This is a genomic window from Bifidobacterium sp. UMB1197 (assembly GCF_030217745.1).
Lineage (GTDB): Bacteria > Actinomycetota > Actinomycetes > Actinomycetales > Bifidobacteriaceae > Bifidobacterium > Bifidobacterium vaginale_B.
The window spans coordinates 52453-71319 of the sequence record NZ_JASOOL010000005.1; the positions used below are offsets into that span (position 1 = coordinate 52453).

The following is an 18867-nucleotide window of genomic DNA, read 5'->3' on the forward strand; positions in this document are numbered from 1 at the left end:
CTCCTACATAAACAAAATCCCGCGATTGTCATACACGCTTTGAGTGTTCGCGTTACCGCATCTGATAGCACGGTCAAGCGCCATAATGGTGGCTATAGCACCATCGATTTTCTCGGTTGATTTTTCCTTATCGCATTTAATGTTTCCTGCAGGATCAGTGCGGATGAAAATGTTATCCATGTTCCAGCGAAGCACCGGATGCCCTGCGTGTGCGATTTTCTGCTCGAGCACAAGCTTCATAAGCTCCTTGGTAGGCGGACTCATATCCTTGAACCCTTGTCCGAACGGAACCACGGTAAACCCCATGTTTTCAAGGTTTTGCACCATTTGCACCGCACCCCAACGGTCGAAAGCAATCTCACGAATATTGAAACGTTCACCTAAAGTTTCGATGAATTTTTCAATAAACCCATAGTGAACAACGTTTCCTTCCGTAGTCTTAATAAACCCTTGTTTTTCCCACACGTCATAAGGCACATGATCTCGTTTCACGCGCAAACTCAAGGTTTCTTCAGGCACCCAAAAATATGGTAGGATACGAAACTTATCCGACTCATCTAAAGGCGGAAACACAAGCGAAAAAGCCGTAAGATCAGTGGTGCTTGAAAGGTCAAGACCCCCATAGCAAACCCTGCCCTCGAGTTCTTCCTCATTCACCTGAAAACCGCAAGCATCCCATTTTTCCATCGGCATCCAACGAATAGACTGTTTCACCCACTGGTTAAGACGAAGCTGACGGAAAGCATTCTCTTCACCAGGATTCTGGCGAGCTGACTCGAAAGCAGCCTTAACTTTCTCCATTTGAACCGTCACCCCAAGAGAAGGATTAGCTTTCTTCCACACCTTAGGATCCGTCCAATCATCCGAATCTTTTGCACCATAAATCACGGGATAAAAAGTTGGATCAATTTTCCTACCCTCGAGAATATCCACTGCTTTCTGATGCGTCTCATAGCAGATAGAATGCGTATCCGTACCAGCCGTGGTAATCAGAAAATATAGTGGCTGCATGCGAGCATCCCCGGAGCCTTTAGTCATCACGTCAAAAAGTTTACGGTTAGGCTGCGTGTGAAGCTCATCAAACACAACACCGTGAATGTTAAACCCGTGTTTAGAGTACGCTTCAGCCGACAACACTTGGTAGAAACTGTTAGTTGGTAGGAAAATAATACGTTTTTGCGAAGCTAAAATTTTAACCCTACGATTAAGAGCCGGACACATTCTAACCATGTCCGCCGCCACATCAAACACGATCGTTGCCTGCTGACGGTCCGCCGCACAACCATAAACTTCCGCTCGCTCCTCATTATCCCCACAGCACAAAAGCAGTGCCACTGCAGCGGCAAGCTCACTTTTACCCATTTTCTTAGGTATTTCAATATACGCGGTATTAAACTGACGGTAACCATTCGGTTTCACCACGCCAAACAAGTCCCTAATAATCTGTTCCTGCCAGGCTAGGAGCTTAAAAGGCTTACCCGCCCACGTGCCTTTCGTGTGTGTTAAACATTCGATAAAACTCACGGCATAATCCGCAAGCTCTTTACTATAGGTTGAATCTTCTTTTTTAAACTTAGTAACCTCGTATTTTTCCAACTTAAGCTCCTCCTTTCTTTAGGCATAAAAAAAGACGCTTACTTGCGTCCACATCATTTCTTATCTTTCCTACGAGAAACAGGGCCTAAAAGCCCTGCTACTTTTAACTAAACTTAAAGTTTTTAGTTTCTTGCGTCTAGGATCATTTCTAAAGCCTCGTTTGCAATCTTGCTTGTTGGCATCATGTCCCAGCCTCTATCGTAGTTTGCGATAACCTTGTTATTGTTTTTCAAAGTGAGCTTGGAAATTCTTCCCTGGTTAATCCCGTATCGCTTGGCTCTTCAAAAACCTTCATGCTGTAGTTTACAACCTGATTTTCTACTTTAAGCGTATCTTGTTCCCACATGGTTTTGCTCCTTTTTCTGTGTTTTTTGTTAGTACTATATATCACTCTAAAAGCGCATAATAGCAAGCCGTAAACGAGAAAAAATCGCGGATAATTCCACGATTTTTCTCCAGCCTTCCAACCCTATGGCTGACTATCCCCCCTTTCTTTTATCTTCTTGCTTGTTGAATCGCTTGATAGGCTTTTTGAATATCTTTGTCCAATGTTTCAGCATCCGCAAACAGTTCAAACTCTGTATCGTTTAGTTTTCCTTCGCTTACCTTCCAAAGCTCCTCGTGGGCTTTCATGGCGCAGGTTTTTGCTGTTTGCGCAATGTCGAGCATGCTGATAGCCGAACTAATTTTTCCTTCTTCAGCTTTTTTGATTGCGTTTAGTGTGTAGCGTCTGCATGTTTTAACTTCGTTTGTAAGGTTTTGTAAGATTTCTTTTTTCACAGGTTTTCTCCTTTGCGCACGTGTTTTTGCTGATACTATATATCACTCTAAAAGCGCAGAATAGCAAGCTTTTAAGCCAAGAAACACCGGGTATTTACACGTTTTTTCCCCACCAGTTTTAGCTAATTTTTTTACTCTTAAAAACCGTTAAAATGTTTCTAAAATCATGCGGAAATAATCATCACCCAAAAATCATCTACTACAGTCAAACATGCTTTTATAAAAACCTCGTTCTCTTGCTCTAAATTCGCGAAAATTTCTTCAACCAAAGAGCCTGTAGGACAGTCTTCACTCAACTCGTACGCCTGGTCTTCACTCGCATACAGCATTACGCTCACCCCCGTTTCTAAAAGCGCAGGATCCTTCTAAACGGGAAAGCATAATTTTCCTGTCTTGTTTAAACTCGTCTCCTATAAACCCGAGTCTGAGAAGAAAACATCTGAAAGCATACTTATCGTTAACCGGCTTATGCTTACTATTATTTACGCGTTTAATTTCCACGCTCATTTTACAAAGACTGTTTATAAACTTCGCATAGGATGCCAAGCCTGGTTGGTTAGCCTGCTCAAACCAAGGAAAAATAAGCTTATCATCTTCTTCCTTAATATTAAGACTGTTCACTCCTAACGCTTTTTTAATAAGATCACCCTTATTATCAAGAATTTTCCTAAGCTTTACCACATCAGCCTTATCTTTAGGAAACTCAACACTAAAACATTGCGTACCATCACACGCGCAGACTGGAAGACTTATACCATAGTCAGTGTCTAACATGTTTTTTAAATCATCTAAATTTTCTTCACTACTACACGTGACCGTACCATCTTTACTAATGTTGAAAACACCTATCCTGTAAGACATACTCGGAGTTTTTAAGTAAACAGCCTTTACTCCCGTAGAATCCTCTATAGCTTTAATAAGCGGCTGCCTATCTTTTCCTTTTAACCCGTATTTTAATTCCATTTTTCCTCCTTTAGATTTTTTCGGGTACATATATAAATCACTCTAAAGAAGGTTTTTATCAAGCGGTCGCAAACTATTTTTCATATAAAATACGAGTCTTACTTGTTAGCACATACTTCAGTAAACGAGTATTCTTTACCGCCTCTTAAAACTTTCACACTCTTATCATTTCCAATCTGCTCAATATAACGTTTCACAATCACGTCACAATATTTCTCGTCAAGCTCGATAGCGTAGCAGATTCTACCCGTCTGTTCGCAGGCTATAAGCGTGCTACCACTTCCAGCAAACGGATCTAACACAAGCGAGTTCGTCATACTCGAGTTTTTAATCGGATACGCTAAAAGAGCTATTGGTTTCATGGTTGGATGATCAGCGTTTTTCTTAGGCTTTTCAAACTCCCAAACTGAAGTTTCTTTCCTACCCGCGTACCACTTGTGTTTACCTTTTTTCTTCCACCCATACAAACACGGTTCATGCTGCCATTGGTAAGGGCTTCTACCCAACACCAGAGACGGTTTCTTCCAAATACAACAACCTGAAAGATAAAACCCCGCGTCCTGGAATGCTTTTCTAAAATTCAAACCCTCCGTGTCAGCATGAAACACGTAGATAGACGCATCATCTGCCATCGCCTGCTCCATGTTCACGAACGAGTTGAAAAGAAACTGGTAAAACTTGTCATTCTCCATATTATCGTTTTTAATTTTCCCAGCAGCACCCTCATAGTTCACGTTATAAGGCGGATCAGTAACAACCAGATTCACTTTAGTATTCTCAAGAAGCGTCTTATATGTTTCTAACTTAGTAGCATCACCGCAAATAATACGATGCTTACCAAGCGTCCACATGTCACCTGTTTTAGAAAAACACGGTTCTTCCAGCTCTTTTTCAACATCAAAATCATCATCGCTTACGTCTTTATCAGCATCAAAAATACTGGAAAGTTCCGCCTCGTCAAACCCGAGAAGATCAAGATTAAAATCAGCTCCTTCAAGCTCCGACAATTCAACAGCTAAAAGCTCATTATCCCAGCCTGCGTTAAGTGAAAGCTTATTATCCGCAATAATATAAGCACGCTTTTGTGTTTCAGTTAAATGATTTTCTTTCACACACGGAACTTTTTTAAGACCCAGTTTTAATGCCGCGGCAAGCCTGCCGTGGCCTGCAAGAATCGTATTATCTTCCGCTACTAGAATTGGGGATAGAAAACCAAACTCGCGAATACTTGCCGCTATTTGAGATACTTGTGCCTCAGAGTGCGTGCGAGCGTTTCTCACATACGGGATAAGCTCACTTACGTCAGCCAAATAATACTGCATTTCTTTTTCCATAAGCTTTCCTCCCGTTAGAAAAGACCCCAGCAAGCCAGCTTTTCAAAACCACCCACAGAGTCAATATAATCTTTCGCAATTTTCACAATCTGCGCATACGGTTTACCATCAACCATTTCATCCCCGATAGCACAAGAAAACTCAACCACCCGGCCGGTTTCCTGCGCTTTCAAAAACGCGTAAATATTAACCGACACGTCAGCTTTCGTAAGATCCTTACCATGCAAGCCGCCGCCTGTAACAGCATCAGCCATGTCTGATCCGAGTTTTCGGTTAACCGCTCCCGTATCCACGTTGATACCACCCGTCCAGTCGCCTAAAGGATTAACAAACGCACTCGGATAGTCTTTCAATAAGTCTTCTCGTTTAGCGTGAGACTGGCAGATGATAAGCTTTTCACCATCAAGAACATACTTGCCGTCATACGGATACTTTTCATAAACCTTTCGAGCAATAGCAGAAAGCTTCTTCTGCTCGCCTGTTAGTGGTACGCCTTTAAAAATCCCGTTATCACCACAGCGAACCATGCCGTTTTGGTTTCGGCTTAAATGCTTATCCTGCGGCACAACCGTAATATCAATCTTTACTTTCCCAGGGCTTAAACGGTGGATAATATTTTTAATATCCTTAAACTTAAACATCACCGTGCTTTCAATACACACGGCACACTTACCATGCCCGAGCATCACCTCAACAGCAATCTTCGGATTCTCATCCAGCTTGTAAGCCAGATCAACAATTGCTCCAGCAATACGATCCGCAATCTTGTCAACATGCGACGGGTTTACTTTTTCTATCATAATTTTTCTCCTAAATGTTTTTACGTGTAATAAGCAGGCGTTCCATTAAATCGTTTTGAGGTGAAACACCATCAAACTCAGTCGAACAGTTTTCTTTCACAATCTGGAAAATCTCATTCCAAAGCCTGACCGCCTGATTCATGTAGTTAATACCAATATTGATAAAAGGCGAAGGTATCGGTTTACCCGTGGTAGGATGCTTGGAAAGAAACCCGAGTTTACTGGTTACTTCCTCACATTGAATCCAACGAGCACAGCTCATCGCATACCGTTCAATAAGAGGAGACGGGACTTTACTGCTAACACCAATGTCTTTTAGCCACTTCCATGTTTCTTCAAAAATTTCTCTAGCCTGAAGCTGAGTACCGTCTTTTTGCGTGGCGGATAAAAACTCGTGAGGCTGAGGCATTTCAGCACCTTCAAGCTCCGGAATATCAAGCACGCTTAAAGGCCTACCACCGGGGTTCCCTTCACTAGCTTTTTCAACAACCGCTTTCTTCTTCCGCCCGGCACCCACGCGTCTGCCGCCACGACCGCCAATATTATTTGATTTTGTAGGCAAACTTTCCACCTCCTTCCCGCATGAGTTTTAACTATTAAAAATTTTCGTGTCCGATTTTCCCTATTACCCTTTTGAATACGCTGTTTTTACGCAAAATACCCTGCGCCCGTTCCCCAGGGAATAGATTTTTAGAGATTTTGACCGCCCCTGGGGTGGTTTTTATTTGTTATGCCAGCGGTCTCCACGCTTAGCGTGAATTTTAGAATGGCAGCTTTTACAAAGAGAAATAAGATTATTCCTCTCATGTGTTCCGCCTTCAGCAATCGGTTTAATATGATGAACCTGCTCAACAGGAACAAGCACACGATTCTTAAAGCAAAGCTCACAGAAAGGATGCTCTCTCACATAAGAGTCCCTGACTTTCTGCCACGCTCTGCCGTAACGCTTGTGAGAATCATAAGGACGCTCGTATTTTTCGTAGCGCCGGTTCTCTTGTTTTAAGTGTTCCTCACAAAACCTGCCGTCAGTTAGGTTCGGACAGCCTTGATAAGAGCACGGTCTTTTAGGTTTTCTTGGCAAGACTCATCCTCCCTTTTCAAGTAAGATAAATTAACGTAAAATGAGTGAAAAATAGTCTGTCTATGACAGTAGTCATCCACTTGACTATATAAATTTAAGGAGGTTGTAATGAAGAAATCTGTGTATCAGGCTATACGATTATTCCTTTTTTCATTATTACTCCCTCTTTTAGGTCTTATTATTAACTCTCTTAAATCACTCAGTTGGGAAATTGTTTATGACTCACCCTTTTTACTCATTGTTATAGCTCACGTATTTGGTTTAACAACACTTGTCCTTTACTCAATCGTTGTCAATCAAAAAACACTCGAAAACTTAGGAGTTTGTAAAACCATTGCCATAGCGCTTATCGCACCAGCCATTGATTTATTGATATTACAAGAGTCTCCTCAACAATTGGGTAGTAGCTGGACTTGCACGTACATTACATTTTTTATTACTCTTGAATGTATCCCAACTATAATTCCAATCATTGTTAAAGAGTTTTTACGAAGAAGAAACCAAAAGCACAAAGGTGATTGAGAATAAAGACACCCTCAATCACCTCCGTGACCTGTTATCTCAATGATTTAACTCTATGATTATTTTGATTTTGCCAGCAAATAATGAGCCATAGCAATACAGCATGCATCTCGTTCTTCATCAGTTGATTCGCCAGCAAGCCGTGCCAGCAATCCAAGTCCTAGAATTTTTTCCAGACATCCATACATTTTTGCTTTAATAGAATTTTCCAGTGCTTTAAATGAACTGAAATCTAACCCATCTTGAGCATAAGCAGTATATCTCTTTTGAGCAGTAATACTACTGTAATAAGTTGTCATCATATCGCTTAAAGTATGCAAATTTTCATCACTAGCATTACGTAGATTCATTCCTAGATAGATAGCGTCTGCATCATCACAAAAATCTGTAAAATTGCAGCGAATACCAAGTTTATTACTGACATGATTTGCTTTAAAATACTCTGACTGTGCACTACTGTCTGAACCAATAAGAGCATATGCTGCTTTCATACGATCAAGAGATGGATACTTTTGCAGGTACTTATGTAAGTCATCCATGCCTGTTGCAAGATCTCCTGCCCAACCAGTCCAATGATCTGGAGCTAAATTAGAATAAGCATAACAATAAAGCGTATAAGCAAAGTGTGCTATATCGTTTTTACCACCACTTATATCAGCAACTTCGTCACGCTTATTACCAATATAAGTATCCAGCTTATCTTTTAATGCAGGATATTCTTTTTCCATGAATATTATGAAAAATGGATCTGCAAACGCGCCAGCAATAGCAAATTTCCAATTCGTCATATATGCCTTAGCTAGATAATTAATCACACCTTGAGTCACGCTTAAAGGATGATACTCTAGAGCCACCGCATACTTTTGATATACTTTTCGCCATTTATCATACACGCTTTCTAATTGTTGAATGAGGTCTATCACTTTTTCAATTTTTGTTAAACGAGACGTATCTGGATTAGGTGGAGCGACATAAGTAATCTTTGATTGTGGATTGCCAGTTGAATGATTTACACTTCCAACTGCTCCAAAACGTCCAGAATATGCTACTCTGTCAAGATCCCATTTACCTTTATAGCCAGGGATTTCATGGAATTGATCAAACGCCCAATTACTTGGAATAGAAAAGCCTAGATTTCCACTAAAACCTGTAGACATATCAGACACAAATGATGCTACCGCATATCCTGCTTTACTAACACGAGTACAAATATTTCTAGATGCATAAATTCCAATCCGATAACCACCATGCATATTTTCTTTAACAGCTTTGAAGTACGGCAAAATATTGCTACTAATTTCCGGATTCGTTGCATCATAATCAACCGCGAAGTAGATTACTGTTGGCGGAACTCCAAGACGTTTAGCTGAAGCAACCGCTTCTTTTGCATGACGAGCTCCATTTTCTGCTGTAAAATGACGTAATTCAGTTGAATACTCTTGAAAAATAGGGAAATATTGAAGACCGTGGCTCACAATTCTTTCCAATTCTCCAGTACGCAATGCCTTAAAATAGTCCTTTTCAGCAGTGTTTTTTTGATCAGGTTCACTCAAATAACGACCAACAATCCTATAACCATCAGCCTTCAAACACTCAGCAAACTCGTCAGTAATCTCAAAACGTGTATCACACGCTACACAAGAACGATTAGGATCACCTTTCGAAGTTAACAGGCTCATCCATGTTGTTGGATCAACCTTACCTGTAACAGGAATAACATGCTCTGCTTGGAACTTATACAATGCCGACACTATTGCATTATTCCATGTTGAAGTTGGCGTAAGCGAATACCCATTACATGTGAGGGCTACGCTTGCCAACCAAACCCACTCACTCGTTCCCTCACTAATTGTCTTTAAACGTGATCGTGTGCCATTACCAAAATTGCCAGTAGCCTCAGCTGGAGTAAACCCTTCAACAGCTTGTAACACTTGAATCAATGCTGTATTCATCTCACGACCATACAGACCGTCTGTTGGAATAATTCCAGTATAATTCTTATATTTACTGTTAACAGCCTGCTGTGTTACACGAATGTCTTCTTTGCCTCCATACAACGATAACAATTTGAATTGTTTCATTGATAAAAGAACCATCATTAGTTCTAGATCCACAGTAGATGAAATATCTGAAAGACCAATATCACTTTTAAGATCAGAAATAGAGTTTGCTACATTATATGTAAATTCTTCTGTTATGCCTCCATATTCAGCCTCATACCCTTTGCACCAAAGAGCACCCTGAATAATTCCATGAATATTATTACTTTCATCTGTCTGATCAATACCATTTGGCCAGCGCTTCTTAAATCGTGACTGAGTACCTTTCCCAAAATTATTTGCCGTTTCTGTTATACCAAGCTCAATCTGCAAAGCACGAATAAGCCCATTAATTGTATCCCAACCAGTATTCCCATCAGTAATAACTGAACCAAACCCAGGCTTATCACCATAGGTTTTGTTTAACCATTGTTGTGTTAGTAATACCATCTGATCCATGTTGTGCCCTCCTTTTAGGCATGAAAAAAGCCCTGAAAGATTACTCTTCCAAGGCTTAGTATTTACAGTTTTTGCTAAGTTTATAATACCATATAGGAGGCAGTGTCATCTCGTATCAGAGCGTACCAAACCGTACCATTTTTTAGATTTGGATTAGATTATCTGGTAAAACTATGTGCTCTAATGCTTTACCATGCCATCTTATAATCGTCATTCTGCTAGCATGGAGTTCTTTACCAATATCCTCCCACGTCATGTTATTCATGTAACGGTAGCGTAAAATCATCTGCTCATCCACGCTTTCAAGTTTAGAAATCACATCCAAAATCTGCTCTTTCAAACTGATAAGCAGCGTGATCTCCATGTTAATCTTGGCTTCTAAATCCATAACCCTTATAAGAGCTTTCACAAACGGAGCTTCCACGCTTCGAGTCGTTTGCACATACTCTCGGTCGTATCTTAATGAAGAAACACTTGTAGCAAGCTCACGCAGTCTTACTACTTCATCCATGTCAGCCTTAATCCGTTTATCAAGAAGATAGGCTTGCAGTAAGTATTCTTTTTTGTTCATTCTTACCTCCATTTTGAGGTAAGTTCTCTCTAGAACCCCTTTCCCTCACTTCGTTAATTGATAGTCTTGCTTTAACCGACTCGATTAAAGCATCTTGTACTTTAGCTTTCATGCTTAAAGCCCTCATCACATCCTCATCAATCGTGTTCTTAGTGATGATGTGATGGATTACAACCGTGCCGGTTTGACCCTGACGGTTAAGCCTGGCGTTCGTCTGCTGGTAAAGTTCCAAACTCCAAGTCAGGGAAAACCAGATAAGAGTAGAGCCGCCAGCCTGTAGGTTAAGACCATGACCCGCGGAAGCCGGGTGAATCAACGCTACAGGAATCATGCCGGCATTCCAGTCAGCAATATCAGCACTCGTTTTAATCTCACGCACGTTAAAACGATTCTTAATCCGCTCAAGATCATGCTTAAACCAGTAAGCTACAAGCACCGGTTTACCGTTAGCAGCCTCGATTAAATCCTCTAAAGCATCAAGCTTACGATCATGAATATGAACGCTTTCTTTTTTCTCGTTATAAACCGCGCCGCCTGCCATTTGAAGAAGCTTATTTGAAAGAGACGCTGCGTTAATCGCATCAATCTCTTTACCCTCCAACGACACCACCATATCCTGTTTCAGCTCATCGTAGAGTTTTCGCTCCTTACCGGATAACTCTACTTTCACCTCGTTTATCACACACGCAGGCATTTTCAAATAGTCTTTCGACTTCATCGAAATCGTAATATCAGCTATCTGCTTATAGATTAAACTCTCAGCACCATCTTTAGGCTTATAGGAAAAAACCATGTGCTGGTTACGCTTATCAGGATTAAAAAAGTTCTGCCGATAATACGTAATATAACGGCCTAGCCTTTGACCCATATCAAGCAGCCTAAACTCAGCCCATAAATCCATTAGCCCGTTAGAAGACGGAGTTCCTGTAAGACCTACAATCCTTTTAACTTTCGGCCTAGCCTTCAGTAATGCTTTGAAACGTTTCGCCTGATATGATTTAAAACTTGAAAGCTCATCTATCACAACCATGTCGAAATTAAACGGCAGGCCGCTTTTCATTATTAGCCACTCCACGTTTTCACGGTTAATAATATAAACGTGAGCAGGCGTTTTTAGTGCTTGAATCCGCTCCTTCTCAGTGCCTGTTACCACAGAATAAGTCAGGTGTTTTAAATGCTCCCACTTTTCTAACTCTAAAGGCCACGTAGTGTTTGCAACCCTAAGAGGAGCTATAACCAGTGTGCGAGAAACATCAAACGAGTCAAGCATCAGGTCGTTAATTGCTGTAAGACTTATCACACTCTTACCTAAACCGCATTCAAGGAAAACCGCTGAAATAGGACGATTGATAATAAAATCAGTCGCATACTTTTGATACTCATGTGGCTCGTATCGCATCAATCACACCTCCAATCTGACTTTTCTCATCAACCACGAAAACCTTAAAACCTAAATCCTGTAAGTCTTTCATCCGTTTCACCTGTAAGACTCTAGGCTTTTTACCTGGTGCTTTAAGCTCGACAAAACCAATCTTGCCACCATGAAGTAAAACCAGCCTGTCTGGAAGCCCGTCAACGGAAGGACTTGTAAGCTTTAAACAAAGTCCTCCCGCAGCTTTGACTTCACGGACGAGTTTTCGCTCAGTTTCCTTTTCTCGTAAAAAGCCCATCAGATACCTCTTTTGCCATCTCAATGATTTTCTTATCCACTTCGTTTCTCGGTTCATTAGCAACATCGCCGTAAAACACGTCAATATAGTCTTTGCTTAAATCGGGATAGTCTTTAAACATGTTTTCTTCTGCTACTGAACATAGCTGACTGACTTTATCCATGGCTCTCATCAATTTATCCTGCTGCGTTTTTAAGAGGATAGAGCCTGTATCTGTGATAAGCCTTGCGCTAAGGCTCTTAAGCAGTCTCATTTCAGCTCCTGCTTTCATGTATCTTTCCATTGTTCTTGCTTGTTTACTTCTCATAATTTTTTATCCTTTCTATCGGGACAAGGACGGACAAATGGCTAAAAATCCCTTTACGCGCGAATACACGTGTTACGTGTACGCTATAAGTAATAAATAAAGATTTTATTTAATATAGATTTTCATGTGTTGTCCGTCCCTGTTCGTCCAAAGCCTGTTGTTATTAGTGGGACAAGTGACAAAGTCAGGACAAGCTACATTCAATTGTCCTGTTTTCTCCGCTTGTCCACTCAAATTCTGGTATAAATTCTTTGCCTTCCATAGATTGGTATGGTTCTACGATTGTCAGATCTTTGCCAGTCTTTCAAACGTTTCATAATCGCCGATATTGCGTAACTGTCGACAGGCTTAATATCTTCTTTGGCTTTCCCGAAGCATTCGCACCATATTTCAATGTTGGATACTTCCATGCGTTTAATCGTGCCTTTAGGTCGTGTCGGATCCTCCATGTCACGGAAGTAATCTCGCCGCCTGTAAATGTCCATTTCATCCCAAGTATCAGGTAGAAGCATGTTAAGATACTCTCTGACAATGCCTTCACGGTCGTCTTGCTGCATGGCTTCACGCTGTTCTTCTTGAGCGAAAGCCTCCAAGCTCTTGTCAAGGAACAGTTCTTCACCAGCTTTGGAAATAACCATGGTTTCCGCCCATATTTGGTCAACCAGTTCTCGTGTCATTTCCCAAGGCTTATACTTACCGTTTCCCGACACTTTCACATTCCAAAAACGCCGGTTACCTGTAACATCCCTTAAATAACCGTTTTCACTATTCGTTGTACCGAAGAACACGCACTGCCTCGGGTGTGGGGAGACACGTTTTCCAAAAGAAGCACGATATTTATCGTCACGTCTTGAAACAAAAGCTTTTACCTTATCAAGGTCAGCTTTTTTCATGCCCGCAAGCTCGCTGATTTCATGAATCCAATATCCTTGGAGTTTTTCAGCCGCCGTCTTATCGTTCATGTCTGAAAGCGTGAGACTATCTGAAAACCATTCCATGCCAAGGTTTGCTATAAACGTTGACTTGCCGATACCTTGTGCACCGTTAAAAACAGGAAGGTAGTCAAATTTAATACCGGGATGGTAGATACGCATGTATGCTGCACACAGTGTTTTTCTACACACTGCACGAATATACGCGTTGTTTTCAGCACCAAGATAGTCGATAAAAAGCGTGTCTACACGTTTCACACCATCCCATTGAGGAAGACTCTCAAAATAGCGTCTTATCGGATGATAACTTCTATCATCTGATACTTTCGTGACAGCAATATCATAGTTTCTTTGAGAAAACGAGCCATAATGGTCGTCAACGTAGCAGATAAGCTGCGCGTCGTCCGCGTCCCTCCAAAACTTCGCAGGATGCTGCCAAGGCACATCGCCTTTAATTTCAAGACCATCAGCCAGCTGGTTAAAAACGATTCCTTTAAGCAAAGGATCATGTTTAATAATGAGTTTCGCATTATAAAGCGAGTTTTCTAAAACAGCGCCTTTAGACGTGTAGCGTAGTTTTTTCTTCCAATCCTCACTGTCAACAAAATCATCTTCCGCTTCCGAGAGTCTCTCGTTTGCCGCTTGAAGTTTTACTTCATCAAGGCTCATCGCAAACTCGCTCATTTTCTTAAACGACTCTTTCTCGTCTAAGCTAGCGAATTTGTGCGTGCGAACGATATCAAAAGCGTTACACAGTTTCAAATACGCTGGGTCTTTAGCATGATGAGAGTAAACGAACTTGTCTTCGATAATCTCAACTCCTGCCATACTGTGTGAGGCTATAAGATGCCAGCGGTTTTCATTATCTGTCGGCTCATATATGTCGCTTAAAAACTTTTCCAAAGCAAGAGTTATCGGATAGAATACTCGGTTAAACAATCCAACCACACCATTTTTCGCGAGTGGATCTTGCACTTTCTGTTTCTGCACCTGATTCGCTTTACTCTCACGAGACGAGGTCGGAAGCCTGGTCGGATCCACCCACTCTGGGTGAGCGGATAAAATATCATCGGGATTAAGCCAGTCTTTTTCAACCTCTTTATACTCGTACACGCCGTTTTGTGGCGTGGACGGCCAGTACATGAGCTGGTTAGGCAAGTAAGAGCATTCATCAAACTGGTCAATACCCAGCATGTCAGCTAAATACCTTGACACTGCTACAAACTCGTCAGGTGTTACATTCCTTGTTAAAGGAAAAACAATTCTCACCCTCGGATTATCAGGCGTGTGGCTGTGTGTCGTGTACAGAAAAGACGTGTAAGGCGCAACACTCTCGTAGAGTACAATAAAGTCTTTAGCAACATGATCCCCATCTAAGGCGAGCATGGAGCGAAATTCAACGCTGTCGACTTTTCGTCTACCGTAAGCCAACGCTCCTGCAACGAAACCACCGTGGTCTTTTGCAAGATCACGATCCGTTTTCTTCATTTTTGCATACTCTTCCGCTGACTCTGAGGTACGAATCGTCACTTTAAGACGATCTTTCAGCTCACCATAGGTGATGGTCTTATTAACCCACGTCTTTGCCTGCCTGTTGTTACCGTAAGCGATAGCTAAACTACGCATCAACATTCACCCCCTAAATCCTTATCTGTAAAATACTTAATCGGCTGCCTGCGTTTTTCTGCCAGATTGATTTCTACTTGCATGCCGCCTGTGATTTTCTCTCCGAACACCCATAGTTCGTTGCACTTGCCTAAGAGAATAATGTCCATAAACATCGCATCCCCTCTATGCTTTTGATTCTCATCATCCATGAACGGAAAAAGCAGGTGTGGAGTGATAGGGATTGCTCCGCGCGAATACGCGTAAGCCGCACACCGAATAGCGTGCTTAACGTTTCTTTCCTTATCTCCACGGTAGGGAGCACAAATGTAGACGATAGGCTTAAAATTCGGTGTCGTTTCTAAATGCTTTTTATAAGACTTACTCATCTTTAGCCTCCTGTTCAATCAACGGGTAGATCCCGTGTTGTGTCATGAGGTGATAGATAAAAAGCCTGCATTTCTGCGTCCAATAAGTATGCATTTTTGAGTGCGTAACACCATTAGAATCCTCGTAGGTATTTGTACGAGATTTCGTATATTCCTGATCGGCACACTTTTGATATAAAAGCCAGATATCAGACTGCTTATACTGCACACCGAGTTCGTGCAAGAAGTTATTCATCCACTGTGCTGACTTGCCATAATCTTTTGCAATCACACGCATGGAGATTATGTCTTTGCATTTAAGCACAACATCGTAATAGCTGGCTTTCGGTTTAAGCTCAGCTATCTGCTGTTTTTGCACAGCAGTCGTAAGCTCTAACGCCTCTCTTTTAGCACGCTCTTCTTTCAACGCGTTAAAAACAGCGATAGCCATATCAGGATTGTTGATAAGCTCCTCTGTCGCATACATACCGTGCTTACGGATACTCGGAAGAACCTGTGATGTAACCCATCGTTTAAACTGACACGCTTTAGGGAGCTGACTTCTAAGAATAAGACTGTATAAACCAGACTCGTTAATAACATACATTTCTCGGTTCTGACCTGAGTCGGTGAAACACCGAGTCAGCTTATCATCTTCATCTACATGCCTTTTCAGTGCATCAGATGTATCACGATAACCAAGAATCTCAGCCACGTCCTTGCCCACAAAATAAGGAATACCATCTACTACTGTTGTGCGAACAGAGCCAAGCTCTACATTCTTAAATACTTGTAATTCATTCATAAAATTACCTCCTATGATTTTTTTGAAGGCGGTATTACCTTCTAAATCACAGGCAAAGAAAAAGAGCAGGTTTTTAACCCTGCTCCTAAAATTTTTTTAATCTTTTTTGTAAAACTCGCACTCGTAGCCGTCAGCTCGTAAAACAAGCCCTTCCGCCCAAGGTGGTGTTCTTCCCATTAGCTCACACACGCTTTGAACACTCACATTCTTATCGGTTTCGATAATGGCTTCATCATGCACGTGAGCGACGATGCGATATTCTTTCAGCGTTTGCATGGCGTAAAGTAGAATGTCACGAGCTATAGCTTGCGTAATGTTTTCCACGAATTTAGGCCCGTAGCTTTCCAGCCGCTCCCATTTTTTAGTAGATCCAACACCCTCATAGGTGACTGATTCACCACCGTACTTGTTTTCTTCCACACGTGGCTTCACATAGTAAAGGCATCTTTTCGAAGGCAGTTCGATGATAAGAAACCCACTCTTGTAAGTGAACACAATATTGTGTGTTCGCACAGAAATGTGTTCGTGTACACACTGTTTTACCGCTCTGTCCACATCCCACCACAATGAAACAATATGTGGATTAGCAGATCTCCAATCATTAACCAACTGTTGCAAATCATCTTCATGTAAACCCATATCAAGAGCACCCATTGCCTTTAATGCTCCTACTGCACCACCGTAGCCACAGTTATGCACGAGCTTTCCTGATACGGTAAAACGATGATTTGGTCCGGCATTTTGTATGTCATAAACTCGAGTCTTGCTTCGATTAAACGCCAGTTTTTTCTGTGTTGTGCTACAGCTGTATTTGCTCTTGATATGATTTCTTCTCTGCTTATTCCTTTCGATAGCATTCTTGTAACTACCGATCTTGCGTATGGCCAATATTGTTGCTCCCACCGTGTTAAGATAGCGTTCTGCTTGTTGTTTTGATTGACTATTCTTGGAACAAAGCGGATATTTCCTTTTTCGTAGTTGCCGTTTGTATTTATCCGATCTAATTCCCAGTCTTTTCGCACATTGTCTACCTCTTGTAAAATCCACAAGCCTGCTTCTAAAACAGAATGGAAGCACCACTTTATCCCTCTTGCACCATAGTTTTTGTAATTTGGATCTCTTGGATTGACGCATCGCTGTTTCGCAGCACTTAGCCGCTTTTCTAACCATATTGGTATTTGTTTCGGCTGCGAGCAAGCTTGACACCCTTTTGATTTGCCCGACTTTAGACTGTTTAAGTCCTGCCATTGAACGCTTCCACACCCTACACATTGTGTCAATACATAACAGTGGTTTTGCTTTTGATTCCAGCGTTTCTCTGCACTGATGATTTTCACCCAACCGTATTGTTCTCCGACCATCTCCGGTTTGTATGAGATGTGTTTTGCAGATGGCGGATTCAATAAACCGTATTGGCTTCGGTTTCCCTTTAACCCAGACGAGATGGTCCGGTGTTGCTCTAAGTCCTTCATACTCGATTACCTCCTTTACACCCTTAAAAACAACTCCGTTATGGTTGACCCAGTTTTCTCCGTCCCACACTTTTTGTTTTGTAGTGACTTCTTCAATTGGAACAAGCCCTTCATCTGTGAGTACAAGTTCACCTTCAGCAATACAAGCAAGTTCCGCTATCTTACCTTTCTGCCGCAAATGCCCGTTTACTCCATGCTTTTCAACAGGCACGCTAAACATTTGAGATGCTGACGAGCAGTAAATGTCTTTACCTTCCTCGAATACTCGCATACGCCATTTTTCACCTGCAAGCCAAGCCAAGACTCTCGCTTCGATCGCTGAAAAGTCCGCGACAATAAACTTCAATCCCGTGCGTGGAATAAAAGCAGTGCGAATAAGCTGGGATAAAGTATCCGGAATATCCTCATAAAGCATTTCCAAAGCTTCAACATTTCCTTGTTTAACAAGACTTCTAGCCTCCGCTAGATCAGGAAAATGGTTTTGTGGCAGGTTTTGTAATTGCACGAGCCTTCCCGCGAACCTTCCTGTACGGTTTGCACCATAGAAGCGAAACATGCCACGCTCCCGATAATCCATACAGGCAGCGTTTTTCATCACCGTATACTTTTTCACCGACGATTTAGCAAGCTGCTGACGAAGCCGCAACACTTCCGCCAACTCTTTACCCACTGTTTTAAGCTCTTTAGCGACTTCTTTTTTACCAAGCGACTCCATTTCAAGACCATGCTCTTTAAGCCAAGAGCGCATTTGTAACACTGAATTCGGGTTTTCTAAACCTGTAACATGCTTAATCTCACTCACGAGATGCGTTTTCACCTCCTGGTCGAGTTTTATGGCTGATTCAACGAAAAGAGAATCTATTCCTATCCCACGATCGTTAATGGTTTGGTCGAGATAAAACTCCTGCCATAAAAAGTCTGGTACGGGAAAGCGTGAGAGCTTTTCTTGAATACTCATCTCAACTTCCACATCACGCTTGTTATACGATTTAAACTGCTCCCACTTTTCCTTATCGTGGAAATACTTGTTTCTTGTTCTTCCACCGTTTACTTTCGTAGGATTACACGGCAGGCAGAAATATTTAATAAGATTCTTACCCGAAGTTAGTTTCTGCTTATCAAGCCCCAGTACTGTTCCCACGTTTTCAAGCGACATGGGAAGTCCCAGTGTGGCTGACCAGATCATTGTGCAATGCCAGGAGCAGGGGTTTAAAAACAAGCCTTCACTTTTCACTGTCTTACCAGGGTTAACATTGATGCCTTTATCTCGCAGGTAGCGTGATAAGCAGACTCTTTCAAACTGAGCGTTAAACGCCCACTTTGTCACCGTTTCATCCGTTAAAGCAGAAAGCACAACATCCGGTATGGTTTCACCTTGTGCTAAGTCAACGACCTGAACTTCACTACCGTCCACACTGTAACCAAAGAGCAGTATTTCAAAATCATCCGATTCTGCGTACTTATAAACACCACATTTACCAAGATTTACACTCGAAAACGTTTCCAAATCCACACTCAAATTTTCCAAATTACATCACCTCCAAGCTTATAAAAGAGGTGACA

The 18867-nt window shown here is 41.7% G+C and carries 19 protein-coding genes; 1 reads left to right on the forward strand and 18 read right to left on the reverse strand.

Annotated elements, in window-relative coordinates; genetic code table 11:
- Window positions 1–3: 3 nt before the first annotated feature.
- The 9 genes from QP420_RS04165 to QP420_RS04205 form a co-directional block, all read right to left on the reverse strand.
- A complete protein-coding gene (locus tag QP420_RS04165) occupies window positions 4–1596 on the reverse strand; it encodes a terminase large subunit (protein WP_481616619.1) in 1593 nt (530 codons plus the stop codon).
- 122 nt (window positions 1597–1718) lie between these two features.
- The gene (locus QP420_RS04170; protein WP_481616620.1) at window positions 1719–1829 is read right to left on the reverse strand and encodes a DUF7678 domain-containing protein; all 111 of its coding nucleotides are present in this window, start codon (window positions 1827–1829) and stop codon (window positions 1719–1721) included.
- A gap of 262 nt (window positions 1830–2091) precedes the next feature.
- Window positions 2092–2376, reverse strand: a complete 285-nt coding sequence (locus QP420_RS04175; protein WP_481616621.1) for a transcriptional regulator — start codon at window positions 2374–2376, stop codon at window positions 2092–2094.
- Window positions 2377–2540: 164 nt separating this feature from the next.
- Window positions 2541–2705 carry a hypothetical protein gene (locus tag QP420_RS04180; protein WP_481616622.1) on the reverse strand — a complete coding sequence of 55 codons (165 nt, stop codon included), beginning with the start codon at window positions 2703–2705 and terminating at the stop codon, window positions 2541–2543.
- Window positions 2689–3339 carry a virulence protein gene (locus tag QP420_RS04185; protein WP_481616623.1) on the reverse strand — a complete coding sequence of 217 codons (651 nt, stop codon included), beginning with the start codon at window positions 3337–3339 and terminating at the stop codon, window positions 2689–2691. The genes QP420_RS04180 and QP420_RS04185 overlap by 17 nt, the downstream gene beginning before the upstream one ends.
- A gap of 98 nt (window positions 3340–3437) precedes the next feature.
- Window positions 3438–4673 carry a site-specific DNA-methyltransferase gene (locus tag QP420_RS04190; RefSeq protein ID WP_481616624.1) on the reverse strand — a complete coding sequence of 412 codons (1236 nt, stop codon included), beginning with the start codon at window positions 4671–4673 and terminating at the stop codon, window positions 3438–3440.
- A gap of 14 nt (window positions 4674–4687) precedes the next feature.
- Window positions 4688–5473, reverse strand: a complete 786-nt coding sequence (locus QP420_RS04195; protein WP_481616625.1) for an S-adenosylmethionine synthetase N-terminal domain-containing protein — start codon at window positions 5471–5473, stop codon at window positions 4688–4690.
- Between the two features lie 10 nt (window positions 5474–5483).
- Window positions 5484–6044: a P27 family phage terminase small subunit gene (locus tag QP420_RS04200; protein WP_481616626.1), complete on the reverse strand. Its 561-nt coding sequence runs from the start codon at window positions 6042–6044 to the stop codon at window positions 5484–5486.
- Window positions 6045–6194: 150 nt separating this feature from the next.
- A complete protein-coding gene (locus QP420_RS04205; RefSeq protein WP_250309938.1) occupies window positions 6195–6380 on the reverse strand; it encodes an HNH endonuclease in 186 nt (61 codons plus the stop codon).
- A gap of 282 nt (window positions 6381–6662) precedes the next feature.
- Here QP420_RS04205 and QP420_RS04210 point away from each other — a divergent pair, with 282 nt between their 5' ends.
- Entirely contained in the window at window positions 6663–7076 is a 414-nt protein-coding gene (locus tag QP420_RS04210) for a hypothetical protein (protein WP_481616627.1), read from the forward strand.
- A 59-nt stretch (window positions 7077–7135) separates the two neighbouring features.
- On the opposite strand, the gene QP420_RS04215 is transcribed toward QP420_RS04210, so the two are convergent.
- The 9 genes from QP420_RS04215 to QP420_RS04255 all read right to left on the reverse strand — a co-directional run bounded on the left by QP420_RS04215 (window position 7136) and on the right by QP420_RS04255 (window position 18832).
- Entirely contained in the window at window positions 7136–9574 is a 2439-nt protein-coding gene (locus tag QP420_RS04215) for a glycoside hydrolase domain-containing protein (protein ID WP_481616628.1), read from the reverse strand.
- A 142-nt stretch (window positions 9575–9716) separates the two neighbouring features.
- Window positions 9717–10145: a sigma factor-like helix-turn-helix DNA-binding protein gene (locus QP420_RS04220; RefSeq protein WP_481616629.1), complete on the reverse strand. Its 429-nt coding sequence runs from the start codon at window positions 10143–10145 to the stop codon at window positions 9717–9719.
- A complete protein-coding gene (locus QP420_RS04225; RefSeq protein WP_481616630.1) occupies window positions 10105–11544 on the reverse strand; it encodes an SNF2-related protein in 1440 nt (479 codons plus the stop codon). The genes QP420_RS04220 and QP420_RS04225 overlap by 41 nt, the downstream gene beginning before the upstream one ends.
- Complete coding sequence (locus tag QP420_RS04230; protein WP_481616631.1) at window positions 11525–11815, reverse strand: VRR-NUC domain-containing protein; 291 nt, start codon at window positions 11813–11815, stop codon at window positions 11525–11527. Before QP420_RS04230 ends, QP420_RS04225 begins: the two co-directional genes overlap by 20 nt.
- Complete coding sequence (locus tag QP420_RS04235; protein WP_472997807.1) at window positions 11787–12122, reverse strand: hypothetical protein; 336 nt, start codon at window positions 12120–12122, stop codon at window positions 11787–11789. Before QP420_RS04235 ends, QP420_RS04230 begins: the two co-directional genes overlap by 29 nt.
- A gap of 230 nt (window positions 12123–12352) precedes the next feature.
- The gene (locus QP420_RS04240) at window positions 12353–14686 is read right to left on the reverse strand and encodes a virulence-associated E family protein (RefSeq protein WP_481616632.1); all 2334 of its coding nucleotides are present in this window, start codon (window positions 14684–14686) and stop codon (window positions 12353–12355) included.
- On the reverse strand, window positions 14680–15048 hold the full coding sequence (locus tag QP420_RS04245; protein WP_481616633.1) for a DUF7768 domain-containing protein: 369 nt from the start codon (window positions 15046–15048) through the stop codon (window positions 14680–14682). Before QP420_RS04245 ends, QP420_RS04240 begins: the two co-directional genes overlap by 7 nt.
- Window positions 15041–15832 carry a phage antirepressor gene (locus QP420_RS04250; protein ID WP_481616634.1) on the reverse strand — a complete coding sequence of 264 codons (792 nt, stop codon included), beginning with the start codon at window positions 15830–15832 and terminating at the stop codon, window positions 15041–15043. The genes QP420_RS04245 and QP420_RS04250 overlap by 8 nt, the downstream gene beginning before the upstream one ends.
- Window positions 15833–15928: 96 nt before the next feature.
- Window positions 15929–18832, reverse strand: coding sequence for a DNA polymerase (locus QP420_RS04255; protein WP_481616635.1), 2904 nt, complete (start codon window positions 18830–18832; stop codon window positions 15929–15931).
- Between the last annotated feature and the right edge of the window lie 35 nt (window positions 18833–18867).